Origin of the sequence: Nocardioides ureilyticus (genome assembly GCF_051280745.1) — a bacterium.
GTDB lineage: Bacteria > Actinomycetota > Actinomycetes > Propionibacteriales > Nocardioidaceae > Nocardioides.
Genome location: NZ_JBNCOG010000017.1, coordinates 34,734 through 50,873, shown reverse-complemented (window position 1 = coordinate 50,873; position 16,140 = coordinate 34,734). Strand labels below are relative to the sequence as shown.

General features: G+C 70.6%; 17 protein-coding genes. 12 read left to right on the top strand and 5 right to left on the bottom strand.

Annotated elements, in window-relative coordinates; genetic code table 11:
* Nucleotides 1-21: 21 nt before the first annotated feature.
* Genes ACSMHG_RS11275 through ACSMHG_RS11255 form a run of 5 tightly spaced genes read left to right on the top strand, consistent with a single transcriptional unit; the run spans nucleotide 22 to nucleotide 9,945 of the window.
* The gene (locus ACSMHG_RS11275; RefSeq protein WP_435744896.1) at nucleotides 22-4,086 is read left to right on the top strand and encodes a phage tail tape measure protein; all 4,065 of its coding nucleotides are present in this window, start codon (nucleotides 22-24) and stop codon (nucleotides 4,084-4,086) included.
* Complete coding sequence (locus tag ACSMHG_RS11270) at nucleotides 4,086-4,499, top strand: hypothetical protein (protein WP_435744894.1); 414 nt, start codon at nucleotides 4,086-4,088, stop codon at nucleotides 4,497-4,499. The genes ACSMHG_RS11275 and ACSMHG_RS11270 overlap by 1 nt, the downstream gene beginning before the upstream one ends.
* Nucleotides 4,500-7,004, top strand: a complete 2,505-nt coding sequence (locus ACSMHG_RS11265) for an RHS repeat domain-containing protein (RefSeq protein ID WP_435744891.1) — start codon at nucleotides 4,500-4,502, stop codon at nucleotides 7,002-7,004.
* Entirely contained in the window at nucleotides 7,001-7,375 is a 375-nt protein-coding gene (locus ACSMHG_RS11260) for a hypothetical protein (RefSeq protein ID WP_435744889.1), read from the top strand. The genes ACSMHG_RS11265 and ACSMHG_RS11260 overlap by 4 nt, the downstream gene beginning before the upstream one ends.
* Nucleotides 7,375-9,945, top strand: coding sequence for a Kelch repeat-containing protein (locus ACSMHG_RS11255; protein ID WP_435744887.1), 2,571 nt, complete (start codon nucleotides 7,375-7,377; stop codon nucleotides 9,943-9,945). Before ACSMHG_RS11260 ends, ACSMHG_RS11255 begins: the two co-directional genes overlap by 1 nt.
* 111 nt (nucleotides 9,946-10,056) lie before the next feature.
* Here the strand turns inward: ACSMHG_RS11255 and ACSMHG_RS11250 are convergent, their stop codons facing one another.
* A complete protein-coding gene (locus ACSMHG_RS11250) occupies nucleotides 10,057-10,503 on the bottom strand; it encodes a hypothetical protein (protein ID WP_435744885.1) in 447 nt (148 codons plus the stop codon).
* A 278-nt stretch (nucleotides 10,504-10,781) separates the two neighbouring features.
* On the opposite strand from ACSMHG_RS11250, the gene ACSMHG_RS11245 reads away from it, so the two are divergent.
* From ACSMHG_RS11245 to ACSMHG_RS11220, 6 genes are all read left to right on the top strand, one after another.
* On the top strand, nucleotides 10,782-11,198 hold the full coding sequence (locus tag ACSMHG_RS11245) for a hypothetical protein (protein WP_435744882.1): 417 nt from the start codon (nucleotides 10,782-10,784) through the stop codon (nucleotides 11,196-11,198).
* 8 nt (nucleotides 11,199-11,206) lie between these two features.
* Nucleotides 11,207-11,713 carry a hypothetical protein gene (locus tag ACSMHG_RS11240; RefSeq protein ID WP_435744879.1) on the top strand — a complete coding sequence of 169 codons (507 nt, stop codon included), beginning with the start codon at nucleotides 11,207-11,209 and terminating at the stop codon, nucleotides 11,711-11,713.
* 71 nt (nucleotides 11,714-11,784) lie between these two features.
* The gene (locus ACSMHG_RS11235) at nucleotides 11,785-12,444 is read left to right on the top strand and encodes a hypothetical protein (protein ID WP_435744877.1); all 660 of its coding nucleotides are present in this window, start codon (nucleotides 11,785-11,787) and stop codon (nucleotides 12,442-12,444) included.
* Complete coding sequence (locus ACSMHG_RS11230; protein WP_435744875.1) at nucleotides 12,441-13,139, top strand: hypothetical protein; 699 nt, start codon at nucleotides 12,441-12,443, stop codon at nucleotides 13,137-13,139. The genes ACSMHG_RS11235 and ACSMHG_RS11230 overlap by 4 nt, the downstream gene beginning before the upstream one ends.
* Nucleotides 13,136-13,501: a hypothetical protein gene (locus ACSMHG_RS11225; protein WP_435744872.1), complete on the top strand. Its 366-nt coding sequence runs from the start codon at nucleotides 13,136-13,138 to the stop codon at nucleotides 13,499-13,501. Before ACSMHG_RS11230 ends, ACSMHG_RS11225 begins: the two co-directional genes overlap by 4 nt.
* Nucleotides 13,502-13,779: 278 nt before the next feature.
* Nucleotides 13,780-14,055, top strand: coding sequence for a hypothetical protein (locus tag ACSMHG_RS11220; RefSeq protein ID WP_435744870.1), 276 nt, complete (start codon nucleotides 13,780-13,782; stop codon nucleotides 14,053-14,055).
* A gap of 32 nt (nucleotides 14,056-14,087) precedes the next feature.
* On the opposite strand, the gene ACSMHG_RS11215 is transcribed toward ACSMHG_RS11220, so the two are convergent.
* Complete coding sequence (locus ACSMHG_RS11215; RefSeq protein WP_435744868.1) at nucleotides 14,088-14,426, bottom strand: STAS domain-containing protein; 339 nt, start codon at nucleotides 14,424-14,426, stop codon at nucleotides 14,088-14,090.
* A 430-nt stretch (nucleotides 14,427-14,856) separates the two neighbouring features.
* On the opposite strand from ACSMHG_RS11215, the gene ACSMHG_RS11210 reads away from it, so the two are divergent.
* Nucleotides 14,857-15,081, top strand: a complete 225-nt coding sequence (locus ACSMHG_RS11210; protein WP_435744866.1) for a DUF2188 domain-containing protein — start codon at nucleotides 14,857-14,859, stop codon at nucleotides 15,079-15,081.
* A 77-nt stretch (nucleotides 15,082-15,158) separates the two neighbouring features.
* Here the strand turns inward: ACSMHG_RS11210 and ACSMHG_RS11205 are convergent, their stop codons facing one another.
* Genes ACSMHG_RS11205 through ACSMHG_RS11195 form a run of 3 tightly spaced genes read right to left on the bottom strand, consistent with a single transcriptional unit; the run spans nucleotide 15,159 to nucleotide 16,119 of the window.
* Entirely contained in the window at nucleotides 15,159-15,470 is a 312-nt protein-coding gene (locus tag ACSMHG_RS11205; RefSeq protein ID WP_435744864.1) for a DUF2283 domain-containing protein, read from the bottom strand.
* A complete protein-coding gene (locus tag ACSMHG_RS11200; RefSeq protein WP_435744862.1) occupies nucleotides 15,467-15,679 on the bottom strand; it encodes a hypothetical protein in 213 nt (70 codons plus the stop codon). Before ACSMHG_RS11200 ends, ACSMHG_RS11205 begins: the two co-directional genes overlap by 4 nt.
* Nucleotides 15,680-15,711: 32 nt before the next feature.
* Nucleotides 15,712-16,119 carry a DUF6941 family protein gene (locus tag ACSMHG_RS11195; RefSeq protein WP_435744859.1) on the bottom strand — a complete coding sequence of 136 codons (408 nt, stop codon included), beginning with the start codon at nucleotides 16,117-16,119 and terminating at the stop codon, nucleotides 15,712-15,714.
* Nucleotides 16,120-16,140 lie beyond the last annotated feature (21 nt).

Sequence of the window (16,140 nt, the reverse complement as noted above, 5' to 3'; positions counted from 1 at the left end):
GAGACGCCGAGGAGGTGACCCGTGACCGCTCAGGCCCGCTCCGTCGTCGTACGCCTTACCGCCGAGACCGCGCAGTACATCCAGCAGATGCAGGCCGCCGGCAAGATGACCGAGAACGCCATGACGGCCGCGGAACGGTCGTCGACCTCGGCGTCGCAGGCGATGGACGACCTCGGCAACACCGCGGGGAAGATCGGGCTGGCCGCCGCTGCCGGGCTCGGCGCGATCGTCCTGACGACCGCCGACTTCGAGAAGCAGATGTCGGCGGTCCAGGCAGCCACGCACGAGACCGCCGACAACATGGGGCTCCTCCGCGACGCAGCCATCGATGCGGGCGCTGAGACCGCGTTCTCCGCCTCCGAGGCGGCGGCCGGCATCGAGAACCTGGCGAAGGCCGGCGTGGAGACCCAGGAGATCCTCGGCGGGGGTCTCGCGGGTGCGCTCGATCTGGCGGCCGCCGGCGAAATGGAGGTCGCCGACGCCGCCGAGGCCGCCGCCGGCGCGATGGCCCAGTTCAGCCTCGAGGGCGAGCAGGTACCGCACATCGCTGACCTCCTCGCCGCGGCTGCCGGCAAGGCCCAGGGCGACGTCTCGGACATGGTCATGGCCCTCAAGCAGGCCGGCACCGTCTCCGCGCAGACCGGCCTCACCCTCGAGGAGACCACCGGCGCGCTCGCGGCGATGGCCGAGCAGTCGCTCCTCGGCTCTGACGCTGGCACGTCGTTCAAGACGATGCTGGCCGCGCTGACGCCGAACAGCGAGAAGGCCGCGTCGGCGATGGAGCAGTACAACATCCACGCCTTCGACGCCCAGGGCAACTTCGTCGGCATGACGCAGCTCGCCGGGCAGCTCGAGCGGGGCCTCGGTCACCTGACCGACGAGCAGCGGGCGATGGCCCTGGAGACCATCTTCGGGTCCGACGCCGTCCGGGCGGCGGCGATCATCTACGACAACGGCGCCGCGGGCATCGAGAAGTGGACCAACCAGGTCAATGACTCCGGGTACGCCGCCGAGACGGCCGGGATCCGCCTCGACAACCTCGCCGGCGACTGGGAGGAGTTCACCGGGTCGCTGGAGACGGCGTTGATCGGCGCTGGCACCGACTCGCAGGGGTTCCTCCGTGACCTCGTGCAGGGGGCTACGACGGCGGTCAACATCTTCAACGACATGCCGCCCGCCATGCAGGGGGTCGTCACCAAGCTCCTCGCGATCACCGCCATCCTCGGTGGCGGCGCATGGTTCGGGTCGAAGGTCGTCCGCGGGGTGGCCGACACCCGGGCTGCGCTCGACGCTCTGGGCGGCACGTCCCGCACCGCGGCCACGGACCTCGACGGTCTCGGCGAGTCCGGGAAGCGGGCCGGCAGCCGCCTCGCGACCATCGCGAAGACCGCTGTCGGTATCGCCGCCGTCGGCATGGCCGTCGGTGCGCTCGCCGACGGGATCGGTCGCATCGACTCGGCCAACCTCGACCGCGCCCTCGAAGCGCTCGGCCGCGGCGAGGTCGTCGGCGACGTCGAGCAGGTCGTCGAGAACCTCAAGGACCTCACGTCGTGGACCAACGCGATCGACGCGGGCGAGGCGGTCACGCTCTTCGGACTCTTCGGCGACTCGACCCTGGACAAGTACGCCGACAACGTCGAGCAGGTCGACCAGGCGCTCGCGCAGCTCGTGGAGACCGGCGAGGAGGCGCAGGCGCTCGAGCTGTTCGAGCAGCTCGTCGCTGACGCCGGTCTGTCAGCGGAGGAGTCGGCGAAGTACTTCGACGCCTACGCGCTTGCGGTGCGGAACGCGGAGGGCGCGACTGGGGAGATGCTCGGGATTCTCGACGGCATCAGCGGTGGACTGTTGGCCGACGAGCTGGGCGGGACAGCGGACGCGGCCGAGGACCTTGGGGCGTCCACGGGTGGCGCCGCCGGTGGGGTCGACCAGATGACCGAGGCGCTGCGGGAGTCGCGGAAGGCGGCCGGCGAGGCGGCCATGGAGTTCTTCAACCTCGGTGAGGGGCTCAACGACGCCGACGTCTCCCTCGACGGGTGGATCAGCCAGCTGGAGGAGCAGGCCGACGCGCTGGAGAACTTCCGTCGCAACGCCATCAAGGCCGCCGAGGAGGGCGTCCGCGGGGGTCTGGTCCGGGCGTTGCAGGAGGCGGGCCCTGAGGGGGCGATGCGGCTGCGGCAGTTGGCCAACGCCTCGGACGCGGAGATCGAGCGGGCGAACCGCGCTTGGCGTCGCGGGGAGCGGGAGATCAACCGGTATACCGACGCGGTCGGCGGGGTGCCCGACGCGGACCTGGACGTCGACGCATCGAAGGCCGCCCGGATGCTCGAGCGGCTCGAGGGGCAGCTCGACGACTACGGCCTCACGACCGAGACGGCGGATGCGGCGCTGCGGGACGTGGCGTCGGGGAAGATCAAGACGGTCCAGGGGCTGATCGACACCTACGGGCTCACGAAGGCGCAGGCGCTCGCGCTGCTGAACGACCAGGCCTCTGGTGCGATCCGGGGCGTGCGGGCAGAGCTCGCGGCCCTCGACGGGGACACGGCGACGACGTACATCAAGACGGTCCGCTCGATCACCGACTTCGTGTACGGCAAGAAGGCCGCTGGCGGCCCGATCGTCGGCCCCGGGACGAAGACGTCCGACTCGGTGCCGATCCTGGCGTCCGACGGGGAGTTCATGATGTCGGCCGCCGCGGTGGACCACTATGGCCTCGACACGATGTTCGCGATGAACGCCCGCCGGCTCGCCGATGGCGGGCCGACCACGGGCCCGCGCGTGGGCTGGATGGGCCCGGCGTCGTCGACCGATGGTGACCGCCGGTCGCTGGAGGACCAGCTGGCGATCGCGGAGATGATGCGCCAGCTGCGCGACCTGCGCCGGTCGCTCAACGCCGACGGCAAGGACCGCCTCAAGGGCATCGACCGCCGGATCGCGAACCTGCAGCTGGAGGCGGCCGAGAAGGAGCTGCGGCTGCTGCGGAAGCGCGAGCAGCGCGAGGACCGGCAGGCCGCCCGGGAGAAGGCGAACGCGCTGCGGGAGGTCGGCTCCGGGTTCTCCCTCGACGGGCTGGTCCCCGACGACCGGCCCACCACGGTCGCCGGTGGGATGCGCGCGGAGATCAACCAGTTCCGGGCTGACGTCGTCGACGCCGGGGGGAACTGGACGCGAGCATTGCGGGACTGGGCGAAGGACATGATGGGCGCGGCCCGGGAGCTCGACCGGACGAACGCCGCGATCGCGCGGGAGACCGAGCAGCGCGAGCAGCTCGTGGAGTCCCTGGCCGAGCAGCAGCGTGAGCTCGACGACCTGAACCGGACGATGGCGTCGTACGCCGACTCGGTCGCCAACCAGTTCCTGTCGAACCCGTTCGACGGCTCCCGCACCGAGACTGTCGCGGGGACGCCGGACGCAGGCCTGGTGGCCGGGCTGTCGACGGCCGAGGCCCGGCTCGTCGAGCTGCGGTCGTCGTCGACCGGGGACAGCGTGGCGGCGGCCGCGGAGGCGTCGCGGCTGATCGGGGAGATCGCCGAGATGCGCGCCGCGGTCGAGGCGCAGTCCCAGCCGATCGAGAAGACGGTCACGGGGCTGGCTGCGCTCGAGGAGACGCTGCTGGCCGACACCGCCGCGGCGGAGGCGATGACCGAGGCGCTCGCGCTGTTGGAGGAGAAGGGCCTGGACACCACGGGGGCGCTCGGGGGGCTGTACCAGCAGCTCGCGGCGTCCGGGGACTTCGCCACCGCCTCGGAGCTCGCGGCGCTGTCGGAGGCGCAGGTCGACTACTACGAGCAGCTCTTCGCCGCCCGGGAGGGGTCGGCGGCCGTGGTCGCTGCGCAGGCGACGCAGGCGGTGTACGGCCAGCAGCACGCCGAGCTGACCGGCCTCATCGACGTCACCAACGACGCGCTCGCGGTCGTCGACGCCACGCTCACGGTCCTGAACGCGCAGGCCGCGATCCTCGGCCAGCAGGTCCGCGACGGCGCCGCCGATGGCATCCGGGCGCTGGAGCCGCAGATTCGCCAGCTCACCGCCGCGGTGAGGGCGATCCCGCGCAAGCAGGCCGAGAACAACCGGAAGGGCAAGCCCTGATGCCGGCCGCTGCGGCTCCGCTGCCCGAAGGTGCGGGCCTGTACCTCTGCGCCATTTGGCTCAACGTCGCCGTCGACCCGGACGACGTGTGCGTCTTCACCAAGGTCGGTGATGGGCTGAGCCTTACCACCGACCCGCGTGTCGAGATCCGCCAGCTCGCGAACCGTCGGCGGCTGATCCGCCGCGGGGTGAATGCCTACGAGTCCTACGCGCTCACGCTGCCCGGGTGCACCCCTGAGCAGGGGGCGTGGCTGCGTCGGAACGTCGGGGAGTTGCTGTGCATCCGCGACCACGTGGGCACGAAGTTCTATGGCGCGTACCTGACCCTGCCGCGGGAGCTTGCGACGTGGACGAGGGAGCGGGTCGACGTGAAGCTCGTCGTGGAGCAGGCCGACTTCTCCGAGGAGGTCTGAGTGCGGCCGCTGGCTGCTGCGCCGCGCGGGCACCTGACGGCCGCTGCGGTGCGGGGGCTGTTGACGGCGCCGTCGGTCTCGGTGACGGCTGGGTTGGAGCTGCTCGACGGGGCGAACGCGGTCGTCGAGGACATCTCGGCTGTGCTGGAGCGGGACGCCGAGGGCGCGTTGGTGTCTGGGTCGGTGTCGTGGGACAACCGGGACGCGGTCCATGCGTCGTGTCGGCTGGCGCTGCAGCGGGAGCTCGTGTGGGGCCGGGATCGGGTGCGGCCGTACATGGAGTTCTCGCGGCGGGTGGGCTCGGAGGTGGTGGTGGCGCACCGGCCGGTGCCCGACCGGGTGACCGGCGAGCTCCGCAACATCGTGAGCCCGGACCTCGTGTGGGTTTCACTCGGCTCGTCGACGGTGACCCCGAACGTCTCGTGGGGCGGGCGGACGTGGACGCAGGTCGCGCCAGCGACGAACAACCACGGGGCACGCCTCAACGTGCCGCTCGATCGCTTCACTCAGGGTGTCCCCTACCGCGCGTCCGTGCGCGTCGCGAACAACGGCCCGACCGCCGTCACCGTGCACGCCGATCTCGGGGACATCGGTGCCGGCTCAGCTCTGCTGCAGCCAGGAGCCGAGACGGTGATCCGCACGACTGCACGCACCGGCTTCGACGCGACGTACCGCTTCGTCGACGTCTCCGGCCCGGCCGGTTCGTCGATCCTCGTGCGGGAGCCGCTCGTGGCGCAGACGGCCGATGCGCCACCGAACTACTTCGACGGCAACACCCCAGGCGCAGCGATGTACGACTACGCCTGGCTGGGGTCGGCCGGCTCGTCGCAGTCACTGCGGCGGACGGTGGAGCGACACCACATCACCAACTGGTGCCCGAACCCCCAGCCCGCCACCGGCGCCGGATGGGCCATCTCGTCGGGCGGCGTAGTCGACTCTCCGTGGCGGTCCGGCGCGAAGGCGATCACCTCGGTCGCCCCCGGCAACAGCACCCCGTATGCCTTCTCCCGGCAGTCCTCCCGGGCATGGCGTGTCGGCGAGACCGTCTACGTGGCCATGACGGTGCAGGTGCCCGTCGGACACGTCTTCGCTGTGGACGTGCACCGGCGAGACGGCAACGTCTACTACAGCGGCAACTGGCACAGCGGCACCCGCAGGATCGCCGGCACCGGCGCACCGCAGACGGTGACCGCGACGTGGACCCTGACCGGCGACGTCCCCGCCGGCAGTCTCGACGTGGCGATGGTCTGGGCGCTGCCGGGCGGCGGCCCTCCGGCCGCAGGCGCGACGGCGATCGTGAGCGACGCCGTCATCTCGGACCAGCCGATCCCGTCCTCGCCGCTCGACGGGGACACCGCCGACACCGACACCCACGCCTACTGGTGGACCGGCACCCCGCACGCCTCCACCAGCGTGCGCCGCGAGCAAATCACCACCCGGACCACCCAGCCGAAGGTCGAGTCCGCCCGGTTCAACCTCGGCGTCTTCGTTCTCACCACCCCCGACACCCGCCGCGGCGAAGAGCCGCCCACCTTCGAGGTCACCGGCTACGACCTCCTGTCCCTGCTGCAGACCGGCCCGGCCGACACCTGGGTGGTCACGTCCGGCACGACGTACTTCTCGGCGCTGCAGGCCATCGTCGACGCCTCGGGGATCGGCGCCCGGTTGCTGCTCGACGGGACGCTGCAGTCCACGACCGTGCCGGCGACGCGCGTGTGGGCGGTGACCGACCCGGTGACGTCGTGGCTGCGGATGATGATCGACCTCCTCGCCGAGATCGGCTACACCCGCCCATGGATGGACGACGGCGGCAACATCCGCTCCCGCCCGTACCAGGACGTCGCGGTGCGGCCGGTCGAGTGGACGCTCGACACGAGCGACGAAGCCACCAACCTCGTCGGCGAAGAGCGCACGCTGACGGTCGAGACGGGTGAGATCGCCAACGCCTGGCGCTTCGCCCGCACCAACATGGACACGACCCCGACCGAGGGCGACGGGATCTACACGCCGGCCGCGAACCAGTCGGAGGGACCGAACTCGATCGACGCGCTCGGCCGCACCATCTGGAAGTTCCGCCGCCTCGACGCCGCCGACCAGGCCGCGCTCGTCGCGCAGGGCGACCAGATCCGCGCCGCCGATATGGCCGCAGTCCGGACGATCAGCCTCGAGACCGACCCGCTACCGATCATGGAGCAGGACGACGTCTTCCAGTTCACCGACGCAGGCGAATCCGAGAAGATCGCCGCCGCGTCGTGGACCATCAACCTCGACGGCTCCCCCGGCGACCTCCAGCTCGGCGGGGCCCCCGCCCCGCCGCTGGACCCGGTCGAGACGCAGGCCAAGGCCACCGTCACCTCCGCCGCCCCGCTGCGCGTCGTGGTCGACGGCGCCACCACGGACTCGTTCGCGAACGCCCTCGACGCCGCGTCCTACTCGATCGGCCAGCGCGTCACCGTCACCATCCGCAACCCGCTGCCGCCGCTCGTCCAGGGCGTCGAGTCGTGACCACCGAACGTGAGGAGTCGCTGATGTCGACGATCGCTGAAGCCGCCGCGGCGGCCCTCGAAGAAGCCCGCGCACGCGCCGCCGAGCTCGAGCAGCAGATGCGCGACACCCTCGTCGGAATCGTGTGCCAGACCATCGCCACCCGCCTCGCCCCACTCGACGCCACCACGCTCACGGTCGTCCACGTCGACCTTGACGACTGGCTCGCGGTCCTCACCGACGGCGCCGTGTACCTGGCCGGCACCGACGACGGCCGCGTGCTCCTCGTCGAAGACCACGACGGATGGACGCCCACCTCCGAGGACCTGCGCTCGCTCGCGCACCTAGGCGAAGTGCTGAGCCGTCGGACTCAGGAAGGGGTGCACGGCTGATGCCGATCACCTGGGCCAACGTCGCACCGCTGCCAGCCGCCCGCGCGGCGCTCGGCGCGGCCACCGACATGCAGGGACGGGTCTACGCCATCGGCGGCGAGATCGGGTCCACCACCTACGGCACCCTCTACCGGTTCGACCCGGCCACCGGCCAGTGGTCCACCCTCGCGAGCATGCCGACCGCCCGGCGCAAGTTCGCCGCGGCCGCGGACGCCCAGGGCAGGATCTACGCCATCGGCGGCCTGACCGGGAACGTCCTGACCACCAAGGTTGAGCGATTCGACCCCTCGACCGGACAGTGGACGACCCTCGCCAGCCTCCCTACCGTCCGCGAAGGACTGGCCGCGACAGCGGATGCTGAAGGCAGGATCTACGCCATCGGTGGTCGAGCGGGCTCGAACTACTACGGCACCGTCGAGCGGTTCGACCCCTCGACCGGGCAGTGGACAACGCTTCCGAGCATCAGTACACGAACCGCGTTGGCCGCCGCGACCGATGGGCAAGGCCGCATCTACGCGATCAGCGGCACCAACAGCATCGCCGCCACGAACCGCGTCCAGCGGTTCGACCCCGACACCGGCGTCTGGAGCGACCTCCCTGGCGTCCCCAACGCCCGTGCCCGGCTCACGGCAGCATCGGACACGGCCGGCCGCGTCTACGCCATCGGCGCCGGATGGACCGAACAGTTCGACCCCGCCACCGGCGTCTGGTCCGTGCTCGCGACTGCCCCCGCCGCTCCTGACGCCGCAGCTGCACGAGGTGGTGACGGCGCTCTCTACTTCATCGGCGGCATCAGCCTCACCAGCGGTAGCGCGATCGCTGACGTGCAACGGGCGGACCCCAACACCGCTCCAAACGCCCCGATCCTCACCACCCTCGCGGGCGGTGAGGTCGTCGACCGGGCGGTCACCAACCGCGCCGCGCACACCTTCTCCGACCCCGACACCGGCGACTCCCAGTCCGCGTTCGACCTGCGCTACCGGATCCGCGACGTCGGCGCCACGTGGACGAACGTCTACGTCGGGAACCCCAAACAGTTCTACGACTTCCCGGCCGGGTCGCTGGTGGCCGGCGAGTACGAGCGGCAGGTCCGCACCTACGACTCCCTCGGCGCTGTCGGGCCGTGGTCACCCTCGGGGTTCTTCACCGTCGCCGACAAGCCCGGATCCCCGGCGATCACCGAGCCCATCAACGGCGCCTACGTCGACCAGGCCGCCACGGTCACCTGGTCGACCCCCAACCAGAGCGCGTACCAGCTGCGCCGCGTCGCCGACGCGGCCGGCACACCAGACCCGAACACCGTCCACTGGGACAGCGGCCAGATCAACGACGCCAGCACCCGTACGCGGCGCGTCGAGTTCCCGACCAACGGGCGCCCCGAGCACCTGCAGGTCCGCATCAAGCACAGCGGTCTGTGGTCCAACTGGGGCTCGGCCCGTGTCCTGGTCTCCTTCGACATCCCGCCCGTCCCGTCCCTCGCCCTCACCCCCGACCCGACCCGGGGCGCGCTCCTCGTCACCATCAACAACCCGACACCCACCGTCGACGAGGAGCCGACCTCCTACAACGACGTCTACGTCGACGACGGCCTCGGAGCTGGCGAGAAGCGGAAGGCCACCGGCGTGCCCGCGAACAGCTCGTGGCTGTACCGACAGGCCGTCTCCGGCCGCGACTACACCCACGCCATCCGGGTCGTCGCGGTCGCAGCCAACGGCACGACGGTCGGCAGCGACTGGACCCCGCCGCCCCCGGTTGTCGTCGCCAACCCCCTCGACGAGGTGGTCTACAACCAGTACGGCGCCCCGCTGCGCACCGATGGCCGGTTCCCGACCTGGGGCAAGCACGAAGCCGCGCTCGGCGGGGTCAACCAGACCTACGACTGGTACCACGGCGCCCGCCCCGGCCCGGTCCCCTACGACACCACCAACCCCGGCTTCGAGGGCGTCGACTACCGCTACCACAACATCTGGGGCCAGGTCGTCCCCGACGGAGCCGGCGCCGGCGAGCGCCGGGTGCGAGTCCACGTCGACCTCCCGAAGGTCTACCACCTCGCCGCCGGCGCCTCGGCCTGGCAGCAGGTCCGCGGCACAGTGGCCGACATCAAGAACTTCGAGGGCGGCTACTGGGCCGGAGCCACCTTCTCCAAGACCACCACCATGGTCGAAGGCACCCACTGGCGCGTCGAGGCCGACGGCGGGCACTCCTTCGACGTCGCCCTGATGGCCAACGCCGACGGCTCACCCAGCGCCGAGTCCATCGCCCACTGGTACTACTCCGGCCTCTGGCCCCGCCTGCTGTTCCCCCAGGGCGGCGCCATCGCCATCTGCGCCCGGATGCGGCTCATCCCCAACGCACCCGGCGTGGACGCCAGCCAGGCGAAGCTCCTCGGCGCGTTCTCCGGCGACCTCTACACCGGCGCCGAGACCAACACCGGCGCCAACGGCAGGAACCCACCGCTGGCGATCACCCGACACCGCCGCCTGACCACCAGTTGGCAGCGGTTCACCTACGTCTCCGGCACCGAGGCCCAGATTCGCGCCTACCCGCCCCTGCCGTTCCTCACCATCTGATCAGGACCCTGAGGTGGTTCCCGGAGAAGACGTAGACCACGAGGCGCCAGAGGCGCGGAGCCGACCGCAGCGTCGGCGAACTTCGTCGGCCGGCAGGGACGCGGACACAGGTCAGTACTCGGGTGTCTCCCCCTCCTCGGCGCAGTCCGCTTCCGCGGCGGCGAGGTCACGCTGCGCGCTGACATAGTCGTTCATCGAGTCCTCGTCGAACGTCTGCTGGCCTGCGTCGTATGCCTCGTCGGAGTAGTGGGAGACGTCGCCGCAGGACGGACTCGCGTCAATGGCGCCCGTGCACATGCCCACCATGGCTAGGAGCAGGACCACGAGCCCCGCACCGGCCAGCTTCCCACTGCTGCCGGTCGAGCCTCGTGCTGCAGCTCCGCCCGGTGCCAGCGCCGCGTTGGCCAAGTGCTGCCGACGCCCAGCAGCCTGTGCCGCCAGCGCCTCGCTCTGGCTCTGGCGGAGGACCTCACCCCTCCAGCCGCAGTCGCAGCGGTCGGAGAAATACCAGAACTTGTCTTCGACGCTGCCGTTGCTGACCTGCTCGATGTTGTGCACGGCCCGCCCCCCTTCTTCCGCTAGCGAAGGTAAAGCCAACCAGCAGACCGCGTCCGGCGGTTCCCCCGAAGTAGTCCGATCGGCCACGACGGGCCACCCGCACGATCACCGGCTAGGTAGTCCAACGCCCGGAGACGGCCGGAAGAGCACGGAGCCGCACTGAGCCTTCACTACATGTGCCATCAGGGCGCTCCACAACACCACAGCACGGGAGGACCCATGCACCGGAGACGCCCATGACCCCCTCACGAGTGCTTCCCCCAGTCCCACCGGACGTGATGACATGGCGGGCACGCGGCTACCTCGGTATCGCCGGCGCACGGCACCTCGCAGTCGGCGTCTACGTCCTCGCCTGCCCGGCCGACTTCACCGCCGACGCCTACCAGGTCATCACCGCCATGCTGCCGATGTGGCTGTGGGGGCTCCTGTCCCTGATCGGCGGCGGCCACCTGCTCTACGCCGCCTCCCGGGGCGCGGAGAACCACGCCCGCGTCGCGCTCGTCATGTCCGCCATGTCGTCGTCGTTCTGGGCGGTGGGGTTCTTCATGGGGTTCTTCGTCGGCGGCGTCGTCACCCTGATCGGGGCGATCATCTTCACCGCCCTCACGCTCAAGGACCTGGTCGTCTGCGCACAGCCGATGCGCTCACCCTTCGAACGGTTCGTCAGGGAGTACGCCGAAACCCCGGGCGGGTGACCGCGCCGATGCTGCACCCACTCGCCATCGACCCCTCCCTCGCCGGGATCATCACCGCCATCGTCGGCGGCATCGTCGGCGTCGGTGGCCTCTTCCTGAACATCGTCGGCAAGCGCGATCAGGCCCGCCAGCAGGCCGCGGCCGACGCGGCCGCTGAGGACAAGCGGGAGCTCGACCAGACCGCCCAGGCGCTCAACGCCGTCCGGCTCCGCGCGGAGATGGCCGAGGCCGGCGAACGGGACCTGCGTGAGGAGAACCTGCGGCTGCGTCGGGAGAACAACGACCTCGACGACGCGATCGACCGGCAGCGTGACGCCCACCGCCGTGAGGTCGTGCAGCAGGCCGCCAGGTGCCGCACCCAGCTGGACTCCCTGACCGACTCGTTCATCGCCCTCCAGCGGGTCGTCCACAGCGAGATCGCGCAGATCGCGGCCCGCACCGCCCTCGACCGGATGCTCCCCCACCCGCACGAGCTGCCGCCCGGCTCCGACGACCGCGACGAGCCGCAGCCCTGACCGTCTCGCTCCGCGTCCGCCTCGCACGACTCGTGTCCGGCGGCGACCACCCCTGCCCAGAAGGAGGCACGATGACCATCCCCGATCCCTACGGCCACAGCATCTTCCGCGGGAAGCTGCTCGACAACGCCACGATCGCCGCCCTGAAGATCGCCGAGGCACGCCTCGGCTACGAGCTCACCATCCTGCAGGGCATCGGTGGCGCCAAGGCGTCGGCCGGCACCCACGTCGACGGCCGCATGGTCGACCTGGCCGAGTGGGACGCGGAGAACAAGCTGCGGGTGCTGAAGAACATCGGCTTCATCGGCTGGCACCGCGAGTACCGGCCCGGCGTCTGGGCCGGCCACCTACACGTCGGCCTGATCTTCGAGTTCCGGGAGAACCGCCGTGGCATCGCCGACTCCGGCTTCCGGCAGATCGCGATGTACGACGCCCGCCGTGACGGCCTGGTCTCGAACCTCGAGGACGACTCACACCGGCCGGTGCCGCCCGCGGTGTTCACGATGGCCGAGTACCGGGCCACCTTCGAGAAGCCGGAGCCGAAGCCCGTGCGGAACAAGATCACCCGCGCCCGCGACCGCCTCGTGGAGTCGACGCAGACCGTCTCACAGGCCATCGCCCTGCTCGACGACGCCGACCCGAAGCGGGTCAAGGCGCACGCCGAGATCGACGACCTCAAGGCCGTCCGCAAGCAGATCAACGCCACGCTCGACCGGCTGCCAAAGCGATGAACCCGTGGCGGCTGCTGCGCCGGTGGATCATCGAGGGCGTCACACTCAACGACGACTTCGCCAACCACGCCAGCGACGTCTGGCCCACCCTCCGCCGCCGTCGACCCGCCTGGATCGGCGTGCAGGAGGGCAAGCGCCGCGACTACGCCGACGACCTCCCCGGCCGGTACGGCGTCGTGCAGCGCATGGGCACCGAGGCCAGTGAGGGTGTCGCCGTCATCTACGACAGCCGCCAGGTCAAGCCGATCGGGCAGGGCGTCGACGAGCCGCAGCGGTTCGGCCACGGCTACCAGCAGCTCACCCCGGCCGGCGGCGGGATCCTCGCCCGCGGGGTCGCGTGGCAGGACGTCGTGGTCGGCGGCTGGGGCTCCCGGCAGCAGGTCCGCCTGGCCACGTCCCACCGCCACCCGCTGCGCGAGCGCGAGCGGTGGCCGGAGTACGACGCCGCCCTCGGCGAGTGGATCCGTCAGTCCCCGCTCCCGGTGTGGCTGGCCACCGACGCCAACACCAAGACGCCCCAGCCGATGGCCCGCCGGCTGCAGGCCCGGGTGCGCGTGCACCACGTCGACGCCCACTTCATCACCGGCGAGCTCCGGTTCGCCTCGAAGCAGATCCCGCTCAAGAAGCGCACGTCCAACCACCGCGCCGTCGCCGCCCGGGTGAAGGTGCCCCGCCGCAAGAAGGAGAACCGATGACCACCTCCGCCACCCAGGTCCGCCGCCCCTGGCGCGCGACCGTCCGGACCGTCTTCCAGGCCCTGGTGGGTCTGGCCGCACTGGCGCCCCTGATCGCCGGCGGCGTCGAGGAGGCCACCAGCTACGACCTGGACGGCGTTCCGTTCGTCGTCGTGGCCCTCGGCGCGGCAGCGGCCGTTACCCGCGTCATGGCCATCCCGGAGGTCGAGGCCTTCCTCCGCCGCTTCGTGCCCTTCCTCGCGGCCCAGCCGGAGCGAGACGAGCGGGGCGCCACCGACGCGCGACTGGCCACTATCGTGCTCGCCGTGGTGGCCGTCCTGCTGCTGCTCGCGCTCCTCGGCGCGCTGCCCGGGATTCGGTAGCCATGAGCCGCCGCGCGCTCGCCGTGCTCTGCCTCGGCGTCGGCTCCCTCATCGGCCAGGCCGCGCCGGCCGTCGCTGTCCGTATGCTGCTGCACAGGCGGTCCGTGTTCGGCTGACCGCCACCGCTACTGCCGCCCCGCCTCCCGCCACGCGCTGGGAGGCGGGGCGGCTTCGTCGCGTCTACGCTCGGCAGATGCCCGTCACCCTGCAGTGGCTCCTGGTCGTCACCGCCTTCGTCGCCGGCACGGCACTGCTCGCCTCCTGGTGGCGCGCCCACCGTGGTTGAGTCCCGCCGCCGCATCGACGGCATCCAGCAGGTCCTCAACACCAGCTGGCCGCTCAAGGACGACGACGGCCCCCACGCCCGCGGCATCAAGGACCAGGAGCACCCGATCCCCGTCCGCGTCCGACTGGTGTTCGAGCACGATGGCGAAGAGCTCCTGCCTGGCACCGCTCAGCGGTGGACGAAGACCCACGTCTACGTCCGGGTCGGCGACCCGAGGATGCAGGTCGCCGGCGTGTGGGTGCTCGCCGAGGACGTCCGCCGCGGGTAGGCAGGCCCGGCCGCAGGTGGGCCAACGGTCACTCAGGCGCGGCGGCGGACCAGACGGAACAGCCGCGGGCCCCGACTCATCGAGGCAGCCCTCGCGACCTGCATCAGCCTGAGAAGTGCCGGCGGTGGAGTGGTCAGCCCGCACCCGACCCCCACGCCGACGGCCCTCTGCCTGCACCACAGCAGTCCGTCCAGACCGGCGGTGTCGGCGAAGGTCACGCCGCTGATGTCCAACAGCACCGTCTCCACACCTTGCTCCAGGACCCCCTGGAAATCGGCACGCAGGGTGGACGCGAGGGCTATGTCGAGTTCGCCGGTCACGGTGACCAGCGCGGATTCGGCGACCACCGTGGTCGTCACTCCGGACTGCATGCGCGTCTCCCGAGGTTCGTCGCGCTCGTCAGGCCCTGGCGGGCCTCTTGACGCAGGTGCAACGAGACGAGGGCGAGCAGGCCACGCCAGTTCGGCGTGGTCTAGGCCACGCAGCATGTGAGGAGGATTGCCCCGCTTTGCAGCACGGCCTCGATCATCACCACGGCCCTCGCGGACCACGCCCAGCCCATGCCGAGACGGCCGACCGCTCGATCGGTGCCCCACCGCACAAGACAGCCAACCCTTTCGTCGGCGCGGCAGCACGCCAGAGACGAGCGAGCTAGCCAGCCCCCAAGCCCTCGCCTTGCGGCTGGCGTATGCCGACCAGCTAGCCCGGGCACCTGCAACCGCGACGCGCGGCGACCCCGCCCAGGTTCGGGGATGAGCACCAGGCGAGGCCGCGCGCTCATCCCACCCACCAGGAGGACCCATGCCCGAAGGAGACGTGGAGACATTCCACGAGGACGGGAAGTGGCGCAACCGGATCGAGGGTCACGAGACCTTGGCTGGCGAGTACGACATCAAGGAGACAGCCGTGGCCGAGGGCCGCGCTGAAGCGATGGATCGGCAGGTCGAGCACCTCATCCGCGACCTCGACGGCCGGATCGGTGCGCGCAACAGCTACGGCAACGACCCTCACAGCATCCCGGGCTGACAGTCGGCACACTCTGAGGCCCAGAGAGAAACGCCCCCTCCCACGACGTCGTGGGAGGGGGCGTTCTGGGACAGACGTCAGACGACCGCAGCGCTCCGAACCTCAGAAGTGCCATCGTTGCCCTGCGTCAACTTCAAGTACGAGGAGACGCTCGGCCGGATGAGCCGAAGGATCTCGACGACGTCGCTGTGCACGTGGAAGTCGTTGACAAGCTCCGTGAAGGGCAGGACCGCCCCTTCGTCCAGTAACTCGATACCAACGGCCACCCCGAACTCGTTGAGATCGACCATGATGAGGTCGCTGAACTCGACGGTCCGTGCAACCTCGTCGTCCGACAGCCTGATGTAGGCGGCATGCAGAGCGGCGTCCACCTCGATGGCGATGCTCATGCGGGGTCCTCCTGATTCTTCCAAGCTGCTGACTTGACGATGACTGTAGTCGTCCCGTCAACGTACCCGGGCGGCAGTGTCCAAACCTTTAAGTCTTCGCCGCTCACACCTGGCCCAACGTAGGTGACCGCCGAATCATTTCCGATCGTGGTGTGAGCGTTCGTGATCGCCGACTCGATGTCGGCCTCGCTGATCTTCCGCTGCGTCATCCGTCTCCGAGGGTGTCCTCGGATCTGTAACTTCATGCCTCCGGCCCGCGGTGGCGGACCTCGAAAGCGAGACGGCGACGGTCATCGCTGCCAGTCAGCATCACCTCAACCCAGTAGGTACCGGCAGCCGGCAGCGGCACCTGCAGGTCGAGAGCGAAGAGAAGCCCGACATAGCCATCGCCGTAGGGCTCCGCGGTGGATGAGTCCAACTCGCCCTCGGTGGCGATCTCGAACGTTCCCTCGGGACCTGCGATGGTGATACGGATGGGCACGGTCCCGTCGTCCGCCCTGGCTCGGATCCGACCTGCGATCGCCAGACGGTGGGCAGTAGGCAGCTGAGGAGCGTTCACGAACATGTAGCTCGCCCCGACGACCGTGAGCGTGCCAGTCGGCTCGACCTTCGCGAAGTCGGCCAGGAAGGCATAGTCGATCTCAGGCATGGGCTGCACCTTAAGCCTTCG

Coding starts and splice junctions, on each gene's coding strand:
- ACSMHG_RS11225 (WP_435744872.1), top strand. CDS start 13,136: ATGACCACCTCCGCCACCCAGGTCCGCCGCCCCTGGCGCGCGACCGTC.
- ACSMHG_RS11270 (WP_435744894.1), top strand. CDS start 4,086: ATGCCGGCCGCTGCGGCTCCGCTGCCCGAAGGTGCGGGCCTGTACCTC.
- ACSMHG_RS11230 (WP_435744875.1), top strand. CDS start 12,441: ATGAACCCGTGGCGGCTGCTGCGCCGGTGGATCATCGAGGGCGTCACA.
- ACSMHG_RS11240 (WP_435744879.1), top strand. CDS start 11,207: ATGCTGCACCCACTCGCCATCGACCCCTCCCTCGCCGGGATCATCACC.
- ACSMHG_RS11210 (WP_435744866.1), top strand. CDS start 14,857: ATGCCCGAAGGAGACGTGGAGACATTCCACGAGGACGGGAAGTGGCGC.
- ACSMHG_RS11200 (WP_435744862.1), bottom strand. CDS start 15,679: ATGACGCAGCGGAAGATCAGCGAGGCCGACATCGAGTCGGCGATCACG.
- ACSMHG_RS11195 (WP_435744859.1), bottom strand. CDS start 16,119: ATGCCTGAGATCGACTATGCCTTCCTGGCCGACTTCGCGAAGGTCGAG.
- ACSMHG_RS11205 (WP_435744864.1), bottom strand. CDS start 15,470: ATGAGCATCGCCATCGAGGTGGACGCCGCTCTGCATGCCGCCTACATC.
- ACSMHG_RS11215 (WP_435744868.1), bottom strand. CDS start 14,426: ATGCAGTCCGGAGTGACGACCACGGTGGTCGCCGAATCCGCGCTGGTC.
- ACSMHG_RS11255 (WP_435744887.1), top strand. CDS start 7,375: ATGCCGATCACCTGGGCCAACGTCGCACCGCTGCCAGCCGCCCGCGCG.
- ACSMHG_RS11235 (WP_435744877.1), top strand. CDS start 11,785: ATGACCATCCCCGATCCCTACGGCCACAGCATCTTCCGCGGGAAGCTG.
- ACSMHG_RS11245 (WP_435744882.1), top strand. CDS start 10,782: ATGACATGGCGGGCACGCGGCTACCTCGGTATCGCCGGCGCACGGCAC.